Source organism: Rothia sp. CCM 9416 (assembly GCF_048513535.1).
Lineage (GTDB): Bacteria > Actinomycetota > Actinomycetes > Actinomycetales > Micrococcaceae > Rothia.
Window position 1 is genome coordinate 18,472 of the sequence record NZ_JBLXXR010000018.1, and the last position, 18,526, is coordinate 36,997.

General features: G+C 55.8%; 14 protein-coding genes. 9 read left to right on the forward strand and 5 right to left on the reverse strand.

Annotated features, from left to right (window positions below):
* The first annotated feature begins 94 nt into the window (after positions 1-94).
* From ACN080_RS08110 to dxr, 3 genes are all read left to right on the forward strand, one after another.
* Positions 95-1,915, forward strand: a complete 1,821-nt coding sequence (locus ACN080_RS08110; protein WP_419113500.1) for an ABC transporter ATP-binding protein — start codon at positions 95-97, stop codon at positions 1,913-1,915.
* A gap of 84 nt (positions 1,916-1,999) precedes the next feature.
* Positions 2,000-2,998 carry an alpha/beta hydrolase gene (locus ACN080_RS08115; protein WP_419105376.1) on the forward strand — a complete coding sequence of 333 codons (999 nt, stop codon included), beginning with the start codon at positions 2,000-2,002 and terminating at the stop codon, positions 2,996-2,998.
* Positions 2,999-3,017: 19 nt separating this feature from the next.
* Positions 3,018-4,319, forward strand: coding sequence for a 1-deoxy-D-xylulose-5-phosphate reductoisomerase (gene dxr, locus ACN080_RS08120; RefSeq protein ID WP_419113501.1), 1,302 nt, complete (start codon positions 3,018-3,020; stop codon positions 4,317-4,319).
* Positions 4,320-5,564: 1,245 nt separating this feature from the next.
* On the opposite strand, the gene pflA is transcribed toward dxr, so the two are convergent.
* The 3 genes from pflA to ACN080_RS08135 form a co-directional block, all read right to left on the reverse strand.
* Complete coding sequence (gene pflA, locus ACN080_RS08125; protein ID WP_419105377.1) at positions 5,565-6,446, reverse strand: pyruvate formate-lyase-activating protein; 882 nt, start codon at positions 6,444-6,446, stop codon at positions 5,565-5,567.
* A gap of 6 nt (positions 6,447-6,452) precedes the next feature.
* Positions 6,453-6,704 carry an autonomous glycyl radical cofactor GrcA2 gene (grcA2, locus tag ACN080_RS08130; RefSeq protein WP_419100206.1) on the reverse strand — a complete coding sequence of 84 codons (252 nt, stop codon included), beginning with the start codon at positions 6,702-6,704 and terminating at the stop codon, positions 6,453-6,455.
* Between the two features lie 114 nt (positions 6,705-6,818).
* Positions 6,819-8,939 carry a pyruvate formate lyase family protein gene (locus ACN080_RS08135; RefSeq protein WP_419113502.1) on the reverse strand — a complete coding sequence of 707 codons (2,121 nt, stop codon included), beginning with the start codon at positions 8,937-8,939 and terminating at the stop codon, positions 6,819-6,821.
* A 614-nt stretch (positions 8,940-9,553) separates the two neighbouring features.
* Here ACN080_RS08135 and ACN080_RS08140 point away from each other — a divergent pair.
* Positions 9,554-10,903, forward strand: coding sequence for a M50 family metallopeptidase (locus ACN080_RS08140; RefSeq protein WP_419113503.1), 1,350 nt, complete (start codon positions 9,554-9,556; stop codon positions 10,901-10,903).
* Between the two features lie 61 nt (positions 10,904-10,964).
* Here the strand turns inward: ACN080_RS08140 and ACN080_RS08145 are convergent, their stop codons facing one another.
* Positions 10,965-11,330, reverse strand: coding sequence for an MOSC domain-containing protein (locus ACN080_RS08145; RefSeq protein ID WP_419113504.1), 366 nt, complete (start codon positions 11,328-11,330; stop codon positions 10,965-10,967).
* Positions 11,331-11,582: 252 nt separating this feature from the next.
* Between ACN080_RS08145 and ispG the strand changes: the two genes are divergently transcribed.
* From ispG to ACN080_RS08165, 4 genes are all read left to right on the forward strand, one after another.
* Positions 11,583-12,746, forward strand: a complete 1,164-nt coding sequence (gene ispG, locus ACN080_RS08150) for a flavodoxin-dependent (E)-4-hydroxy-3-methylbut-2-enyl-diphosphate synthase (protein WP_419100202.1) — start codon at positions 11,583-11,585, stop codon at positions 12,744-12,746.
* Positions 12,747-12,767: 21 nt separating this feature from the next.
* Positions 12,768-13,952, forward strand: a complete 1,185-nt coding sequence (locus ACN080_RS08155; RefSeq protein ID WP_419113505.1) for a GNAT family N-acetyltransferase — start codon at positions 12,768-12,770, stop codon at positions 13,950-13,952.
* 289 nt (positions 13,953-14,241) lie between these two features.
* Complete coding sequence (locus ACN080_RS08160) at positions 14,242-16,041, forward strand: proline--tRNA ligase (RefSeq protein ID WP_419105381.1); 1,800 nt, start codon at positions 14,242-14,244, stop codon at positions 16,039-16,041.
* A 97-nt stretch (positions 16,042-16,138) separates the two neighbouring features.
* Complete coding sequence (locus tag ACN080_RS08165) at positions 16,139-16,945, forward strand: TSUP family transporter (protein WP_419100199.1); 807 nt, start codon at positions 16,139-16,141, stop codon at positions 16,943-16,945.
* On the opposite strand, the gene ACN080_RS08170 is transcribed toward ACN080_RS08165, so the two are convergent.
* Positions 16,942-17,790: a hypothetical protein gene (locus ACN080_RS08170; RefSeq protein ID WP_419113506.1), complete on the reverse strand. Its 849-nt coding sequence runs from the start codon at positions 17,788-17,790 to the stop codon at positions 16,942-16,944. The genes ACN080_RS08165 and ACN080_RS08170 overlap by 4 nt on opposite strands.
* Before the next feature lie 123 nt (positions 17,791-17,913).
* Between ACN080_RS08170 and rimP the strand changes: the two genes are divergently transcribed.
* On the forward strand, positions 17,914-18,513 hold the full coding sequence (gene rimP / locus ACN080_RS08175) for a ribosome maturation factor RimP (protein ID WP_419100197.1): 600 nt from the start codon (positions 17,914-17,916) through the stop codon (positions 18,511-18,513).
* Positions 18,514-18,526 lie beyond the last annotated feature (13 nt).

Here is an 18,526-nt window from a genome sequence, read left to right on the forward strand (position 1 = left end):
GATGCGTGAGCAAAAAGGCAGGTCAAGCTCAAGTAAATCACCGGTATCAGCGCTAGGGTAGTGGTGCACCACCAAGACAAGGAAGAGCCATGCCATGAAAAGTATTACCAGAATCATAGGAGCTACCAGAGAACTCTGGCCTTTCTTCCTCGGAATCGTGCTCTGCGCGGTTCTTACCTCTGCGGCCTCACTACTTGCTCCCTTTATCATCTCCGGGGCAACCGATACCGTAGTCAATCACCTTAAGGGCTCAGCACCCACAACCGGGGCGATAATCGTCTGGTTGGCGGCGGCATACCTAGCGGCTCAACTGGTGAGTGTACTTACCACTAACCTTGGAGGTTACCTGGGAGATATCATGAGCCAGCGCATGCGCACCATACTTTCGGTGCGCTACTACGAGAAGCTTCTTTCTTTACCCCTGCCCTATTTCGACTCGGAACTGACCGGCACTATCATCGCTCGCCTGAACCGCTCTATTGCCGAGGTCACCCAGTTCGTCAAGACCATGTCGAACACCTTTATCTCCCTGGTACTTACTACAGTTTCGGTGATTGTGATTAGCTCCCTCTACTACTGGCCACTGGGATTGCTTCTCATTCTTATCTTCCCCGTCTACTTCTGGCTGACCAGTAAAACCAGCAGCAAATGGCAGGTCTGGGAGGGCCAGAAAAACCAGAAAATTGATCTTGCATCAGGCCGTTTTGCCGAGGTCATCGGTCAGATTCGTGTCGTTAAATCATTTGGGCAGGAAGAGCGCGAACTGACTCGCTTTAAAACTCTCTTTAGCGATACCATCAGCTTGACCGCTACCCAGTCCCGGTTCTGGCACAGCATGGACGTGGCCCGACTGAGCTTTCTAAACCTGATCTTTTTCGGTCTCTACCTGCTGATTTTCCTGCGGACCCTGGCCGGTGATTTTTCTATTGGTGACATGGTACTACTCATTCAGCTTCTAGCTATGGCGGTTGCTCCCATCAATTCTTTGTCCTGGATCGTTGATAGCGCCCAGCGAGCTATTACCGGATCCAAGGACTACTTCGATGTCATGGAACGAGAATCGGACCCCCGAGCTTTAGCAATTACCCGTGAGGGAGCACCGGAATACACTCAGCCGGCGGCTATCACTGCATCTGAGGGCCAGGAACTGGTTCGCTTTGAAGAGGTGAGCTTTGGCTATGACGGCGAAGAGGATGTGCTACACAAGATCGACCTGAGCGTCAAGCGCGGTGAACGTATTGCGTTCGTGGGCGAATCCGGCGGCGGTAAATCAACGCTCATGTCGCTCCTAGAAGGCCTCTATGACCCCCGTACTGGTTCGGTGACCGTTGACGGTATGGATATCGCTGGCAGTGACCTGACCCAGGTTCGTTCTTTGATCGGCATGGTCTTTCAGGATCCCTCCCTGTTCTCGGGCACTATTGCCGAGAACATTTCCTACGCACAGCCGCAGGCCAGCCGGGAACAGATTATTGAGGCGGCTATCAAAGCCAATGCCCACGAATTCATCACCAAGTTCGCCGATGGCTACGACTCGCTCATTGGTGAGCGCGGACTCAAGCTCTCAGGAGGGCAAAAACAGCGGATAGCCATAGCTAGAGCAATCCTCAAAGATGCTCCCATCCTCATTCTTGATGAGGCAACCAGCGCCCTGGACACCAAGGCCGAGCGTGCTGTGCAGAAGGCCCTGGAGGAGCTGATGCAGGGGCGTACTTCTCTTATTATTGCCCACAGATTGTCAACTATTGCACGTGTAGACCGCATCGTCACACTTAAGAATGGGCAGATTGATGAGATCGGCAGTCCGGACCAACTAGCAGCTTCAGGAGGTATCTACGCAGAGCTACTTGAGCTGCAAAACAGCGGAGGTAAAACCATAGCTAAGAAACTAAAAAACTTCGATATTATTGGGTAGCATCAAAAAGATAGTCCCTGCTGAAGGCCCTAAGACCTCTGCCAGGGGGCCTGAGCGACGTCTTCCATGATACGGGGTAGGGGAATGAAAAAATTTTTGCTGGTCTTGGGGCTTGCCACCGCCGGTCACTGTGCTTACTGGCATCGGAAAGCACAGAAACAGGTTAACCCACAGTTCTGGGGCCCGCGGCTCTATCTGGCACCCCTACAGGGCTTCTACGCAAGTCTTGGCTACCTCTTACCTGAGCCCCAGCGCAACTACCTCCGGGTAGCTCAACCTGTAGCGGGGGTTAAAGTTGAGCGGATTGAGCTGTCTTCCGCTGGGGTAAGCCTCAGCTCCTTTCTCAACCTCCCTGCACAGCGTCAGTCCGAAGGTGCTGTGCTCTTTATTCATGGTGGCGGACATCTTTTATCAAGTGCGGGACCTGCTCAGACTTATGCTAGTGCTCTGGCGCGAGATCTTGGTGTTCCCGTCCTCAACGTTGAATACCGTAACGCTGGTGAGGCACCTTTCCCAGCAGACTTAGATGACTGCTATAAGGCTTTGCAATGGTTGCAGGCCTCAGGGCAGAAATATGGCTTTGACCCTTCATTGATTGCTGTATGCGGCCAGAGCGCCGGCGGGGGACTGGCTGCCTCCTTAGCTCAGCGGGCCTTGGACGCAGGCAACCCTCTCAACTTTCAGGCCTTGATTTACCCCATGCTCGATGATCGTACTACCGACCGATCAGATAGGCAGGGGCGCGGCACCTATGCCTGGACCCCCCTGGATAATAAGATCGCCTGGAACACCTATCTTGGTGGGCAGGCAGGAGCTCCCTCACTGCCTGCCTATGCAGCACCAGCGCGCAGGCAAAACCTGGCTGGCCTCCCTCCAGCCTGGATAGGTGTCGGTGACCAGGACCTTTTTTACCCGGAAGGGTGGGACTACCATCAGCGCTTATTGCAGGCCGGCGTGGAGAGCAAATTTCACCAGGTGCAAGGTATGTACCATGCGGCTGACATGATTTTCCCTGAGAGCCAACTCATCCGTGATTTTTATTCATCCATGCTCAGTGCGCTCAGAGCCTCTTTCGAAAACTAGTATGTGAGAAAATGAAGCCATGCGATTTGGTTCTAGTCAGTCCCACCCAAGCTCAGCTTGGGCCCTCACTGATCAGCTAAAAGATTTTCTGGCGCAGGGGCGTACCGTCACCCTCCTGGGGTCAACCGGATCTATCGGAACTCAGGGCCTACAGGTGATTGACCACCTCAACGCTTTAGCGGGCGCTGAAAGCGGGTCAGACGGTGCCCCGGTTCGTGTGCAGGCTTTGGCCGCGGGTGGGCGTTCGGTCGCTGCTCTGGCTGAGCAAGCTGCCCGTCTGCGGCCTCAGCTGGTGGCAACAAGCGGTGGGGAAGATGCTGCTCGCACCCTGCGTGAGGCTCTGGGAGCACTTGCACCGGGCTACGCCCCGCAGATTGAATGGGGGCAGGATGCCGCTACCCGGGCATCGGAAGCTGGTGCCGATGTAGTGCTCAACGGTATTACCGGCTCTATCGGGCTCAGGCCCACCCTGGCCGCCCTGACGGCTGGCTCTCAGGTTGCCCTAGCTAATAAAGAGTCGCTGATCGCTGGCGGTGAGCTGGTCAAAGCCGCCGTTGACGCCTCACCCCTGGAACAACCCATGGTACCGGTAGATTCGGAGCACTCGGCACTCGCCCAGGCACTTTCAGCCGGGAGCGACCGCGAAATTGATCGACTGATTCTCACGGCCAGCGGCGGGCCTTTCCGGGGTATGAGCTACGAGCAACTGCGGGAGGTCACTCCGGCCCAGGCCCTGGCTCACCCGACCTGGGATATGGGCCTGGTTGTTACCACTAATTCGGCGTCTATGGTCAATAAGGCTCTTGAGGTTCTTGAAGCACATCACCTGTTCGGTATTGACCTTGACCGTATCGATGTGACTGTTCACCGCCAGTCCGTCGTTCATTCCATGGTGCAGTTTGTGGACGGCTCAACCATTGCTCAGGCTTCACCGCCGACCATGCTCTTGCCGATTGCCCTGGGCCTGACCTGGCCCCACCGCATCCCTGGTGTGGCTCAGCCTTGCGACTGGACCCAGGCCAGCCAATGGACCTTTGAGCCACTGGATAAGACAGCTTTCCCAGCTGTAGAGATCATTAAAGAGGCAGGCAAGCGCGGCGGTACCTTCCCGGCTGTTTTCAACGCAGCTAATGAAGAGGCCGTTGCAGCCTTCCACGCCGGGAAAATTCGTTTTACCGACATGATTGAGACTGCCGGCCGTCTGCTGGATGAGCATGCCCAGTCAGCTTGGTGCACTGAAAGCGGCTCCCTGACCCTTGAAGCAGTCCTAGGGGCGGAGAGCTGGGCTCGTACCCGCGCCCACGAGATTCTGGCCGATTAGTTCTCTGCCACACCTGGCTTGGTATATATGAAGAAACCCTGCAAAAACGGGGTCGGCACCAGGCAAAAAGCAGGTGCCGACCTTGAAAGTATGCATATCGCATAAGTTATTGGTGGGTTGCAGAGCCCTACCTGGGTTTTAGAGAGTCGTATGGGAGCATCAACACGAATGTTGAAACCCCTGGCTAGCTCTTGACGCTGTACTCGATGCATAAAACTGGGCAAGAATACGAGCTCGTGAGGTACTCATTACTTGAACAAAAACTATGGGGAAGATTCCGACTCTCATTACAAGACCTTCGATATTTCTTCACCGTAAGGCCAGCCGATGATAACTATCACAAGAAAAATGATAATGAACCCCAACAGAAGATAAAATATTTTATGATTTGTATTCATATCATTTTATCAAAATTGGACTGAACACGAATTATCACCAACACTAACACCTTTATTGTACCCAATAAGCCTCGCACACTGAGTGTGTCCCCGTAATTCGTACCCAAGTGGCCTAAAAGAGAAATAATTGTTAGCTACCATTCGTGCGCTTACTGTCTCATAGATACCTGAAGATGGTTTTGAGCTTGTGAGAAACCACTCCGGCATATGCGTTTGACCCCAATGGTTAGTTACAGTGCTACTGGTAATCCGGCCACTTGCATAGCACCATTTACCCTCGACCGTCGTCGTAAACAAAAGATTACCGAATACATTATTCTGATAGCTTTGAATGGATGCATTCCAACAACCGGACATTGGTGTAGCTCTCATCAAGGAGGGTGCAGCAATAAAACTTGGTGAATTTTCACTGGCGACTGCTGTAAAGTCTTCAAAAAATCGACGCTCATCCACCGTCAGGGAATCCAGAGGGTCTTTTGATGTTCCTGAGTTTACTATTTTCTGGTAAATAGCGTTGTTTTTTCTTGAGGTGAGAGAGGAAGCGTTAGCCAGCGATATGCTAAGAGTTGACAACGACAGGGGGAGTAAAAGAATGAGAAAGGAATTCGCCGTGGTGTGCATAGAATTTCCTTACGCTTGGAGATTTCTTTATGAAATCTGCTTGGGTTAGGTGCCTAGAATTCTAGGCGATGAGGTGAATCCTAGTCAAGAGATTTTTATAGAATTTTTGCAATAATATTATGATGGTTTAATTCGATGCGCATATAAAAACCCACCCCTATCTTCCCTCTGAAAACGAAAAAAGGGGTGACGCTCTTTTTATGCAACATTCATGCCCAAAAGATGGTTAGTAGACGGCGAGCCCGCGTGCCCGGAAGATATCGCGGGCCGCTTCGGTGTCTTCGCGGCTGGGGGGCTTCACATCGGCTAACTGGTAGTCATAGCCCAGGGACTCCCATTTGTCGGTGCCCATCTGGTGGAAGGGCAGAACCTCAACCCGCTCCACGATGTTGCGCCAGCGGCAGACGATATCGGCAACCTTCTCGATATTGTCGGGGTCATCGGTGTAGCCGGGGACCAGAACAAAACGAATCCAGGTCTTAATACCCAGCGCTGAGAGCCGATCCCCAAAGTCAATAGTGGGTTGGAGAGCTCTTCCGGTAAGTTTCTGGTAGACCTCTTCAGAACCAGATTTAACATCGAGTAAGACCAGGTCAACGTTTTCAAGGAACTGATCTGTTGCGTGAGCACCCAGGAACCCGGAGGTGTCAATGCAGGTATGAATACCCAAAGACTTGGCGCTCATGAGGATATTCTCAGCAAAGGGGCGTTGCATGAGCACCTCACCCCCGGAGATAGTAATACCGCCACCGGTAGCTTTAAAGATTTTGCGCATGCGCTTAATCTTCTTCATCAGATCTGAGGCCATGATGGGCTGACCGTCCTTCATCTTGAAGGTGTCAGGGTTATGGCAATAAAGGCAACGGAGCGGGCAACCGTTCATGAAGATGGTCATGCGGGTGCCCGGGCCGTCAACAGCTGTCACCAGTTCCCAGGAATGGATAGAACCGAGCTGGCCCTCGCGCATGAGCTTAATCTGGGCAGAGCGCTCCAGCTCCGTCATCTCACCCAGGCCCCAGGTTCCAGCCCCAGAATGCCGGTCCGCCGGCGGAGCAAAAGTTAGCTCGCCGGCGGTATCGGTGACATCGTGTGTGACGTCGAGAGACATAGGAACCTATGCCCCGTGGTGGAAGGTGCGTGAGAGTACGTCTAGCTGCTGCTCGCGGGTCAGGCGCACAAAGTTAACCGCGTAGCCCGAGACGCGAACGGTCAGGTTGGGGTAGTTATCGGGGTTCTCCATTGCGTCCTCAAGGGTTTCGCGGTTGAGAACATTGATATTTGCGTGGTAGAGGCCCTTGGGGGCGGTCTTGGTGGCGCGATTTGCCTTCATAGAAGCCAGACGCTCTTCGTAGGTCTTTACAGCCATGGTTTTCTCCTTAGTGATGAGGTGTTGATAGGGTTGCCCCCCGGTCGAGGGGGCCAACCTGCTGGTGCAGGATCGGCGGGCACCCCTCGACCGGGACACTAAATCTATTGAGTTTTAGTCTTCTTCGGGAATAAAGCCGGCATCGAGGATGCCAACTAGGTTGGTTACCTGCTCGTCCTTGGTGCGGCCAAGACCGTTGGGGGTGATGGTATTAGTTAGGGAGATACCGTCCAGGGCGTCCTCGTAGTCCAGCTTGCCGACCGAGAGCATAGAGGCAACCATGCCGTGGGTGTCCATACCGTTCTCTGGGTTGGCGCCGGGGGAGAAGGGGGTACCCGCACGGTGGCCAGAGGGGAAGGAACCTGTTGCCTTACCGTAGACCACGTTAGAGGTAATGGTCAGAACCGACTGGGTGGGGATAGCATCGCGATAGAGCGGGATAGCCTTAATCTTCTCCATCACGGTGTGAACGATGGTTGCGGCGATATCATCGGCGCGGTCATCGTCGTTACCGTAGGTGGGGAAGTCGCCTTCGGTAATGTAGTCCACAATCAGGCCAGTTTCGTCACGAACCGGGGTGACCTTGGCGTACTTGATAGCAGCCAGGGAGTCAGCAACGATGGACAGACCAGCGATACCGCAACCCATGGCACGGATAATATCCGAGTCATGCAGGGCCATTTCGATGGACTCGTAGGCGTACTTGTCGTGGCTGTAGTGAATGATGTTCAGAGCCTCAACGTAGGTGGCAACGACCCAGTCCAGCATCTCTTCGTACTTGAGCCAGACATCATCAAAGTCCAGGGGGCCGTCGCCGGTGACAGGTTCGTAGCCCTTAACAACCTGCTTGCCGGTCATCTCATCGCGACCACCGTTGATGGCGTAGAGCAGAGCCTTAGCGGCGTTGACGCGAGCGCCGAAGAACTGCATCTGCTTACCAATCTTCATGGGTGAGACACAGCAGGCAATGGCTACGTCGTCGCCCCACTGCTCACGAATCTGGGGGTCAGACTCGTACTGGATGGAGGAGGTCTCAATGGAGATAGCGGCGCAGAATTCCTTGTAACCGGCGGGTAGATTCTCGTCCCAGAAGATGGTGATATTGGGTTCTGGGGCGGGGCCCAGGTTACGTAAGGTTTGGAGCAGACGGAAGGAGGTTTTGGTGACCAGGGTGCGGCCGTCGCTGGTGAAGCCACCGTCGGACCAGGTAGCCCAGTAGGGGTCGCCGGAGAAAATCTGATCGTAGTCGATGGTGCGTAGGAAGCGAACGATACGCAGCTTGATGACCAGGGCATCAATCATTTCCTGAGCATCGGATTCGGTAATCAGGCCAGCGGCTAGGTCACGCTCAAAGTAGATATCTAGGAAGCCGGAGAGGCGACCAATAGACATGGCGGCGCCATCCTGTGACTTAACCGATGCCAGGTAGGCGAAGTAGGTCCATTGAACGGCTTCCTGGGCGGTGCGGGCAGGGTGGGAAATATCGAAGCCGTAGAGCGCTGCCATCTTCTTGAGACGTTTCAGAGCCTTAATCTGCTCTGAGTGTTCCTCGCGGTAGCGAGCCCAGTGCTCACTGAAGCCACGGTCAGCTACAGCGTCCTTAGCGCGTTCCTTATCGGCAATTAGATTATCGACACCGTAGAGCGCTACACGGCGGTAATCACCGATGATGCGACCACGGCCGTAGGCATCGGGCAGGCCGGTGATGATGTGCGAGGAGCGAGCCGCGCGAATGCGGGGGGTGTAGATATCAAAGACGGCATCGTTGTGGGTTTTGCGGTACTCGGTGAAAATCTTCTTGATGTTTTCATCGGGTTCCTTGCCAGCTTCGCGGATAGCGGTCTCAACCATGCGCCAGCCGCCGTTGGGCATCATGGCGCGTTTGAGCGGAACATCGGTCTGTAGACCAACGACAACATCGTCGTCTTCAGAGATGTAGCCCGCGGGGAATGCATCAATTTCGGCGGGGGTCTTGGTGTCTACGTCGTATACACGGTTCTTGCGTTCTACGGAGAGGTAGTTCTTTTCAAGAGTGTCCCAGACACGCAGGGTCTTTTCGGTGGGGCCAGCTAAGAAACTGGAGTCCCCCTCGTAGGGGGTGAAGTTAGCGAAGATGAACCCTCGCACATCGATGCTGTCCTGCCAGAGGCCGGGTGCAAAACCCTCCCAGGCGCTCGCAGAATGTTCGTTGACAAAGACTCCAGCGGTGGCGGGAGCTTCAACCTGTGCGGTCATAAATGGTACTCCTTGTCAGAAGTGACGGTGCGGGCGCACGGGAGCGGGCGCTCGATGATCTTTCACTCTTTGATTGTGGCTTAAAGTGCGGCAAAAATAAAATCTGCATAAAATATGCTTGATTATATTTAATCTGCATAGCTCAGGGTGTTTTCCCATGTCAAGACAAATTTATGGGTGGCTTCTGGGGGCTTTTGCTGCTGGGCGTGTGACCTAGGGAAAGCATAATTACCGGTTATATAACGCAAGTGTGAAGTTAGGGCATTTTTGACCTAAAAGTAAGGGTGGAAACTACCTCAAAGACGGGGTGGGGCCCAGCCTATAAAGTCTGGGTCGTGGCCGTATCTTTACTGCACCCGAGACCCCGTTGAGTAGCCAGGGGGGGGAGAGAAGATGAGGCAGAGAGGGAGAGAGTTGTTACCCAAACAGTCTTGTAGCCACAGAATATCTCATAGCACTTAGCGCCCCTATGGGGGGGCACAGTAAGCCCGGCGTGTTTTAGGGGCAAACTCCAAGAGGTCTGAACTGGCGGCTCGGATGGGCTTAGCGTACGCTGGCTTGTATCTTTAAATCCGGCTGATTCTAGCCGGACGTCCGGTTTCAAGGAGTTGTGCGTGACAATCTTGCTTTTCCTGGTGGGTGTAGTGCTCATGGCCCTGGGTATTGCCTTCTCTATTGCCCTCCACGAGGTGGGGCACCTGGTGCCCGCCAAGCTCTTTGGTATACGGGTTCCCCAGTACATGATTGGCTTTGGCAAAACGGTCTTCTCTTGGAAACGCGGTGAAACCGAATACGGATTTAAAGCGCTACCGCTGGGTGGCTACATCTCCATGATTGGCATGTACCCGCCCGGTCAAGATGGGCAAAGTGAGGGGCGGGCAGGTGGAACTAGCCCTCTGCAACAGCTAGCCCGCCAAGCTCGCCAGGCTGATGTTGAGCGCATCCGCCCCGAGGACCAAGGCAGGCTCTTCTACCAGCTCCCGGTCTACAAGCGCATCATTATTATGCTGGGTGGACCCGCCATGAACCTGCTGATTGGGCTGGTAGCTACCACAATTTTGGTAACGGGCTTTGGTTCCTACCAGCCAACCACCGGCATTCAAAGCGTCTCGCACTGCGTCCAAACCCTTGATGCTACTAGGGCTAAGAGCGCTAACTCCGCAGAGTGTGGGGCTGATGATCCGCTAGCGCCCGCTAGTGCTGCAGGCCTCAAGCCCGGTGACACCATTCTCGAATTTGCTGGCCAGAGTGTGACCAGCTGGGAGCAGCTCACTGAACTGATCCGTAGCAAGGCCGAGAAAGAAGTCCCGCTAACCGTCCAGCGCGGTGACCAGACGCTAGAGCTGACTATCACGCCCATGCTGACTGAACGCCCGGTAGTTGATCCGCTCACCAGCACTTACCAGACCAACCCCGACGGTAGCTATAAAACCCAGGAGGTGGGCTTTATCGGTATCAGCCCCGCTACTGAGCTGACCCCCGGCACCGTGGGGGAGGTGCTCCCCACAGTTGGGCAGTCCCTGGAACGTATTGGCGCAACTCTGATTAAGCTTCCGGCCCGCGTCTACGGTGTGGCAGTTACTCTGGTGACCAACGGGGATCGTGATGTAAACAGTCCGGTTTCGGTTGTTGGTGTTGGCCGGATCGCTGGTGATATTGCTGCGCAGGATGAAATTAGCCTGCGAGATAAGGCGGCCACGCTGGTGTCGCTGATTGCCCAGATGAACCTCATGCTCTTTGCCTTTAACCTGATTCCGCTTCTACCTCTGGATGGCGGGCACGTCCTGGGCGCCCTGTGGGAGGGGGTGCGCCGCAAGAGCGCCAAGCTACTGGGTCGAAAAGACCCCGGCCCCTTCGACCCGGTTAGGCTCCTGCCGCTGACCTATGTGGTCGCCGGTGCCTTCCTGCTTATGACCGTCATTCTGGTGGCCGCCGATATCTTCAAACCCATCAGCCTCTTCTAAGCTCGACTGAGCATGCGATACTATCTCCAGGCCTGATAGTGCCCGGCTCAATCACACGGGCCTAGGTGCCGCAGTCACCGTGCTGGGCGAAGGTCTTAACCCACCCTTTACGCCCCAGCCAGTCAGCAAAAGTTCTGCAGGGCTGGCGCGGGGAGCTGACTTCAAGTACAGCAGAGCCAACACTGAACCGCTGATTGACCAAGATCTCAGACCAGCTAACGCCTTCAGTTGTGACGTTCTCGCCAAACATGCCGTTAGGGTAGCTCCTTCCTGCCTGCTCACCCCAGTAATCCAATTCTTCACGAGCATAAAGGTAGACAGCTTTTTCAGCCCCGCCGTGGTGCTTACTATCACCCACAAAATCACCGGCAACACCGGAGCCATCGCCGTAGTTCGGGCCGGGAGCAAAAACATCGAGGGAACTCACAGCGACCTTACCAATACCGGTCTGACGCGGGTTCTGCCAACTAGGGTAAATGGCTGAGCGATATTGGTTGAAAGAACCCGAGGCCTAGCAGAAACGGTCATCACAGTGGTACCCATACGGTTTATCCTAGCTGAGCTGTGTCGAAAGAGTCCCCGGCCTGTCTTAGTAAATATGGTCTAACTGGTGCACAATAGAGGATGACACTGTACGCCTGCGCCCACCGGCAGGTGTAAGAAACTTTTGGAGGAAAACTTGACCTCGGTTGCTCTTGGAATGCCCGCCGCACCACCCCCCGTTCTGGCACCACGCCGTAAGACCCGCCAGTTCAAGGTCGGTTCCGTAGGGGTAGGGTCAGAATCGCCGGTCTCCGTGCAGTCCATGACCACCACCAAGACCCACGATATCGGCGCCACCCTTCAGCAGATTGCTGAACTCACGGCCACCGGTTGCGATATTGTACGCGTAGCCTGCCCCACCGATAAGGATGCAGAGGCCCTGCCCATTATCGCTAAGCAGTCCCAGATTCCTGTAATCGCCGATATCCACTTCCAGCCCAAGTACGTCTTTGCCGCTATCGAAGCCGGTTGCGGTGCCGTCCGAGTTAACCCCGGCAACATCCGTAAGTTTGACGATCAGGTCAAGGAGATCGCTGCTGCCGCTAAGGACCACGGTACCTCAATCCGTATCGGTGTTAATGCCGGCTCACTCGATAAGCGCCTGCTCGAAAAGTACGGCAAAGCCACCCCAGAAGCCCTGGTGGAATCCGCTGTCTGGGAAGCCTCCCTCTTTGAGGAACACGGCTTCCGGGACTTCAAGATTTCAGTTAAGCACAACGACCCCGTCATCATGGTTGAGGCCTACCGCCAGCTGGCAGCTGCTGGTGACTGGCCCCTACACCTAGGCGTTACCGAAGCAGGCCCAGCTTTCCAAGGAACCATCAAATCGGCAACAGCCTTTGGTGCCCTGCTCTCCGAGGGCATTGGCGATACCATTCGCGTGTCCCTCTCCGCGCCTCCCGTTGAAGAGGTCAAAGTAGGCTCCCAGATTCTTGAGTCCCTGAACCTGCGCCCCCGCAAACTTGATATTGTTTCCTGCCCCTCCTGTGGCCGTGCCCAGGTCAATGTATGGGAACTAGCCGAGAACGTCACCAAGGGCCTTGAAGGCATGAAAGTTCCCTTGCGCGTGGCCGTCATGGGGTGCATTGTCAACGGCCCCGGCGAAGCCCGTGAAGCCGACTTGGGTGTCGCCTCCGGTAACGGTAAGGGCCAGATCTTTGTTAAGGGTGAAGTCATCAAGACCGTTCCCGAAGACGAGATCGTTCAGACCCTGATTGAAGAGGCCAACCGTATCGCCCGCGAGATGGAAGACCGCGGCGAAATTGACCTGTCAGGCGAGCCGACCGTTTCAGTCTCCTAAAGCCTTCAGAAGAAACCCATCGTGTCTCTCTTTTCACGCTTCCAGCGCATCAGCGATGATGTCATAATCCGCCCCCTCACCCTCGATGACCGGGTAGAACTGGAAACCATGATTAGTTCAGACCCGGTGGGTTTTCTCTTTGCCGCTGAACACCTCCACCATTTTGGGTTACCTGCCCCGAGCGCATTGACCTCGCGCAAAACGCCCAGCGGCTTCATTGGTATTTTTGTGCCTCGAAATGCCAGCGGGAAAGAGAGCGGCTACAAGGGGGCACCACCCGCAGTAGGAGGCGGGTATGGTGGCATCGAGATGCCGCTTCCGGAACGCCTCAGAAACACCCTAGATACTCTGCTGGGCAAGACCAGCGACTGGGTGAGCCGATCGGCTGGGGCGCACTTTAGCGACCCGGCTGAGCGGAACCTGGCTCCCATGCCGGGACTGGCTGAGACACTTGCCCCGGGGGAGGGGCCTGAATCGGAACCCAGAGATTGCCTAGTGGGCGCTTTCTGGCTTGGAGCTAACTGCGTTCCACTTTCGCTACCGGAACCCTACTACGAGACGGTTGCCCACTATATTTGGCGGCACAACCGCAAAATTGCATCAATTTTCGGCCACCGCCAAGCAGTCTTGGGTATATGGGGGCACCTAGCTGGGCGCATGCCAACCCCCTTCGGCATCCGCGAAAGCCAGCCCTTGCTTGAGCTCCCCGTGGACGCTGACCTCACAGCGCTTGCTGAACAGTCGCTGGCTCGCCCGCGGCTGGGCGCTCCACCTATCATTGAGCCTGTGCGCTGGGCCCGCACCGATGACAGGCCCAGCCTGCTCAGAGCCTCTATCGCCATGTTCACCCAAGAAGTAGGCTATGACCCCATGACGCGGGACCCTTCCGGGTATGCCCACCGCATTGATGAACTCACCCGAACCGGTCGCACCGTGGTCGGTGTTAACTCCGAGAATATCGTTATTTTTAAGACGGATATCGGCTTGGCGCACGGTTCAATCTGCCAGCTTCAGGGCGTGTGGCTCCACCCCGCCTACAGGGGGCACCGTCTTGCCCCCACCTTGCTAGCTCAGGGCGCAGAGCTAATTCGCCGGCGTTTTCCCCAGCTTTCTCTCTACGTCAACGATTACAACAGTGCGGCCAGGGCTCTCTACCGGAGCACCGGCTGGCAGCAAACAGGCACTTTCTCTACTGTGCTTTTCTAAGGCGATCGCAGATCGATCCGTCAAGAACCGCCCCGGTAGCCTATCCTCTGTACAAAGCGGAGCTAGCTTCTGTGGAAGAGACCAACTGGGGGTAGCCGGTCACCATCGATGCCCGGCAGGTCCCCCGGTAGCAGAGATGTCTTAGCCTCACAAGAAGCGGTAAGCTGGTAGAGAGTATGCCCTGCCCTTAATCCTAGGGTAGGACCAGTCAGCGGGCGACGAGCCCGAAGCCTAGCGCAGCCTATAACTCTACGAGGTTGCCCTATGAGAGAAACGGAAGCAAGCCACCTTGGTACAGCGCCTGTCCCACCTTTTCCTACGCACTTTGCGTGAAGACCCTGTTGATGCTGAAGTCGCCAGCCACAAGCTACTGGTTCGTGCCGGCTATATCCGGCGCGCAGCCCCCGGCGTGTACACCTGGCTACCCCTGGGCCTGAAAGTCCTGGGAAAGATTGAGACCATTGTCCGTGAGGAAATGAACGCCATTGGTGCTCAGGAAGTCCACTTCCCGGCCCTGCTCCCGCGCGAGCCCTACCAAGCAACCAACCGCTGGGACGAATACGGGGATAACCTCTTCCGCCTCAAAGACCGCAAGGGGGCAGACATGCTCCTGGCCCCCACCCACGAAGAGATGTTCACCCTGCTGGTCAAAGACCTTTACAGCAGCTACAAGGATCTGCCGGTCTACCTCTACCAGATTCAGACCAAATACCGCGACGAGGCCCGCCCCCGCGCAGGCCTACTGCGTGGTCGCGAGTTCATTATGAAGGACTCCTACTCCTTTAACGTCGATGATCAGGGGCTTGACGAGGCCTACCAGGCTCATCGCGCAGCTTACATCCGAATCTTTGAGCGCCTGGGTCTTGAAATTGAGATCGTCCAGGCCCAGTCCGGCGCTATGGGCGGTTCGCGTTCTGAAGAGTTCTTGCACCCCACCCCGATTGGCGAAGATACCTTCGTGCGTTCTGAAGGCGGCTATGCTGCCAACGTTGAGGCAGTCACTACCGTTGCGCCTGAACCCGTTGATGCAAGCAATACCCCGGCTGCTAGCGTTCTCGATACCCCTGATTCACCGACCATTGAGATTCTTGTCCAACAGTCCAACGCACTGCACCCCCGCCCTGAGGGCCCCTGGACTGAGGCTGATACCCTCAAGAACGTTATCGTTGCCGTAACCCTGCCTGACGGTAGCCGTCAGCTAGTTGCTATCGGTCTACCCGGTGACCGTGCAGTTGATATGGGCCGCCTAGAGGCCAACGTGGGTGCTCTACTGGGCGTTGGTGGTGAGGTAGAGGTTGAGGCCGCCACTGAGGAGGACCTTAAGAAGTTTCCGCAGCTGGTTAAGGGCTACATCGGCCCCGGTCTGTCGCTAGATCATAAGTTCCTGGGTGTAGAATCTGCCACCGGTATTCCCTACTACCTTGACCCCCGCGTCGTTGAGGGCTCTGCCTGGATTACCGGCGCAAACGAAGACCAAAAGCACGTCTACAACCTGGTCGCTGGCCGCGACTTTGAGGCCGACGGCATCATCGAGGCCTGCGAGGTCCGCGAAGGTGACCCCGCACCCGATGGCTCCGGTCCGCTGATTGCCGCTCGCGGTATTGAGATGGGGCATATCTTCGCTCTGGGCCGCAAGTACGCTGAAGCCCTGGGCCTGAAAGTGTTGGACCAGAACGGCAAGCTCCAGACCGTGACCATGGGCTCCTACGGTGTGGGTGTCACCCGCGCACTGGCAGCTATCGCCGAGGGCAACCACGATGACCGTGGCCTGATCTGGCCCCGCAACCTGGCACCTGCCGATGTGCACCTGGTGGTCACAGGTAAGGGCGCTGAGGTGCTTGAAGGCGCTGAGAAGCTAGTAGCTGAGCTTGAGGCTGCCGGCCTGGACATCATGTTTGATGACCGCCCCAAGGTATCACCCGGTGTTAAGTTCGGCGATGCTGAGCTCCTAGGTGTTCCCACCATCCTTGTGGTGGGCCGCGGCTTTGCCGATGGCAAGATTGAAATCAAGGACCGCCGGAGTGGGCAAGCCCGTGAAGTAGCTTTGGACGAAGCAGTTGCTGAAATCCTAGCTGAGGTCGGTCGCTAGAAGCCTATGAGGAATCTGCTGGGCGGGGTAAAGCAAACTTTGCCCCGCCAGCACTGTAAGTGCCCCGATGCCGGTGGGGAAGAGAGGACGCCGACCCGTGGATATCCTTGGTGCTCTGGGGCTTGATGGGCTGGGGCTTAACCCCCTGAGCATTTGCTTGCTTCTGGTAGCGGCCCTAGGCGCAGGCTGGGTTGATGCTCTAGTAGGCGGCGGTGGCATGATACAGCTACCTGCCCTGCTTCTGGTGCCCGGCTTAAGCCCGGTCCAAGCGCTTGCTGTCAATAAGCTGGGGTCGGTTTTTGGTACCCTGACCAGTGCGGTGACCTATGTGCGAAGAACCCCCATTGATATTCGTACTACTGTGCCAGCTGCCTGCCTAGCTTTTGTGACCAGTATGGCCGGTGCGGTGCTTGCGACCGCTCTACCGCAGGAGTTCTTCAAACCTATTATTGTGGTGGCCCTTTTAGCGGTCCTGCTCTACACCGTTTTTAAGCCCTCCTTAGGCGGTTCAACAGAATTGAAATACCGGGGCCTTAAACACCTGATGGTGGGCCTGGGGGCCGGTGCGGCTATTGGTTTCTACGATGGGCTCTTAGGCCCGGGTACAGGTTCTTTTCTGATGGTCGTTCTGGTTGGTCTGATGGGGTATAGCTTCCTGCAAGCAAGTGCTCAAACAAAGATTATTAATGCGGCCACCAATCTAGGTGCCCTGGTGCTTTTTGCTGCGTCAGGTCAACAAGTGTGGGCGCTCGGTCTCATGCTGGGCATAGCAAATATGGTCGGCGGCTACCTTGGCGCACGTACGGCTATGGCGCGCGGTAACAGCTTTATTCGCTTCATGATGGTGATTGTGGTCAGCGCACTGATACTGAAGCTTGGGGCAGATATTCTGGCTGGTCGCTAATCCAAGGTGTGGAGCGCTAGAGCTAGAGCAATGACTTCGATGGAGTCTTCTGTGGTACTCACTGCGGGATCGGAAAAAACCTCCATAGAGAGGGCTGGCAGGGTTGCGGTCAGGTCACGGAGTTGGCTCTCTGCTTGTTCTGGGGCAACCGTGGGGTAGGAGGGCTGTATTGTTTCAAGGCGCTGGCTACAGATGAGGGCGGGGGTCACTGTATCGCGCAGGGCGGCGCTCTGCTGGGCTAGAGTTCGGGCCTTTGCTGCTAGACCGGTGTAGCCCTTGTCTGCGCGGGCGGCGTAGACCTCAGAGGCATAGTTAATCCGGTAAAGCACCTCCTGCATCTGCTCAAGGGAAGATGACGGTTCCGGCGCTTCGCCCTGGGGGTTAGTGCAGGTGAAGTTCTCCAGCTCCTTGATCTTTTGGGCTAGGGCAGCCGGGTACTTATTGTCGGTTATTCCCTCGCTAAGAGCTGCACTCCATAAGTGGGTGACAGCAGTCAGCGCGCGAGCTCTGTCTTCAAGGGAGTCTGTTTTAAGACCAAATTGCACAAGAGCGTCGGCGCTTGCTGTAAGTTGCTGGGGGAGCGGTTCAGCCTGCGAACTTTCAGCAAAATCACGTGCGGCGGGAGCTAGCTGCGCCAGGGAATCATCAAGGGCAGTAACCAAAATATCTTGGCCTTCGGCTTCAGCGGCCTCACGTAGCGTCTTTAGCTCAAGGGCAATAGTAATTTGGCCGGCCAGATCAGCTTTGATTCCTTCCTGCCGCTGTATGCCCTGCCAGCCCATAACCAGAAAAACAGCTAGCAGGCAGGCCAGCAAGGTAATGAGCGGGCGGAGAAAACGAGACATAGAGCGGGCCTTTCAAGAGGGGGAGTTTACCCACCATTGTGCCAAAAAAATTCTGGCTTCAGCTCACCCTGGTAGGCTTAGGGATTTAGAAGACCCAGATACGCTCGCAGAAAGGGAAGGATCATGGCAGGACCAAAAGCCGGTAAGAAAGAGGCTCCCAATGCGCGGGAACGTCGAGCAGCGGCCCGAGCCCAAGAAGGTATCACCCAAAGAGCCCCAGCAGAGAGCTTTGTAAGCCTTGAAAGCGTTCGTCCGGTAGTAACCGAAGTCGTTGAAGGTCAGTTCAAGCTGGTGCTGGAGAAACTGGCCCTCAGGGGTAAAGGAGCTAACCGCACCCTTGAAATCGTGCTTGACTACCCCGAAGATCGTACAGACGCCCTTTCCCTTGACACTATCGCTGAGGTTTCACAGGCTCTCTCCCAAGCGCTTGACTCAGCTGATGACGGCGAGGTTCCCTACCTGCTTGAAGTATCTTCACGGGGAGTGACCAGCCCGCTGACCGAAACCCGCCACTGGAAACGCTCCATTGACAGGCTCCTGGCAATCAGCCAGACCGACGGGGAAACCTACTTAGCCCGGCTCGACTTCGTCACCGAAGAAGGCCCCGTGGTGCGCCGCAAGAAAGAGACCAAAAAGGGTCAGCCCGAAAGCTACCGCGACGCGCAGACCCTACCCTGGGCCACAATTTCTTCCGCAAAAGTAGAAATTGAATTCAACCGTTAGCAAGTACTCGGTA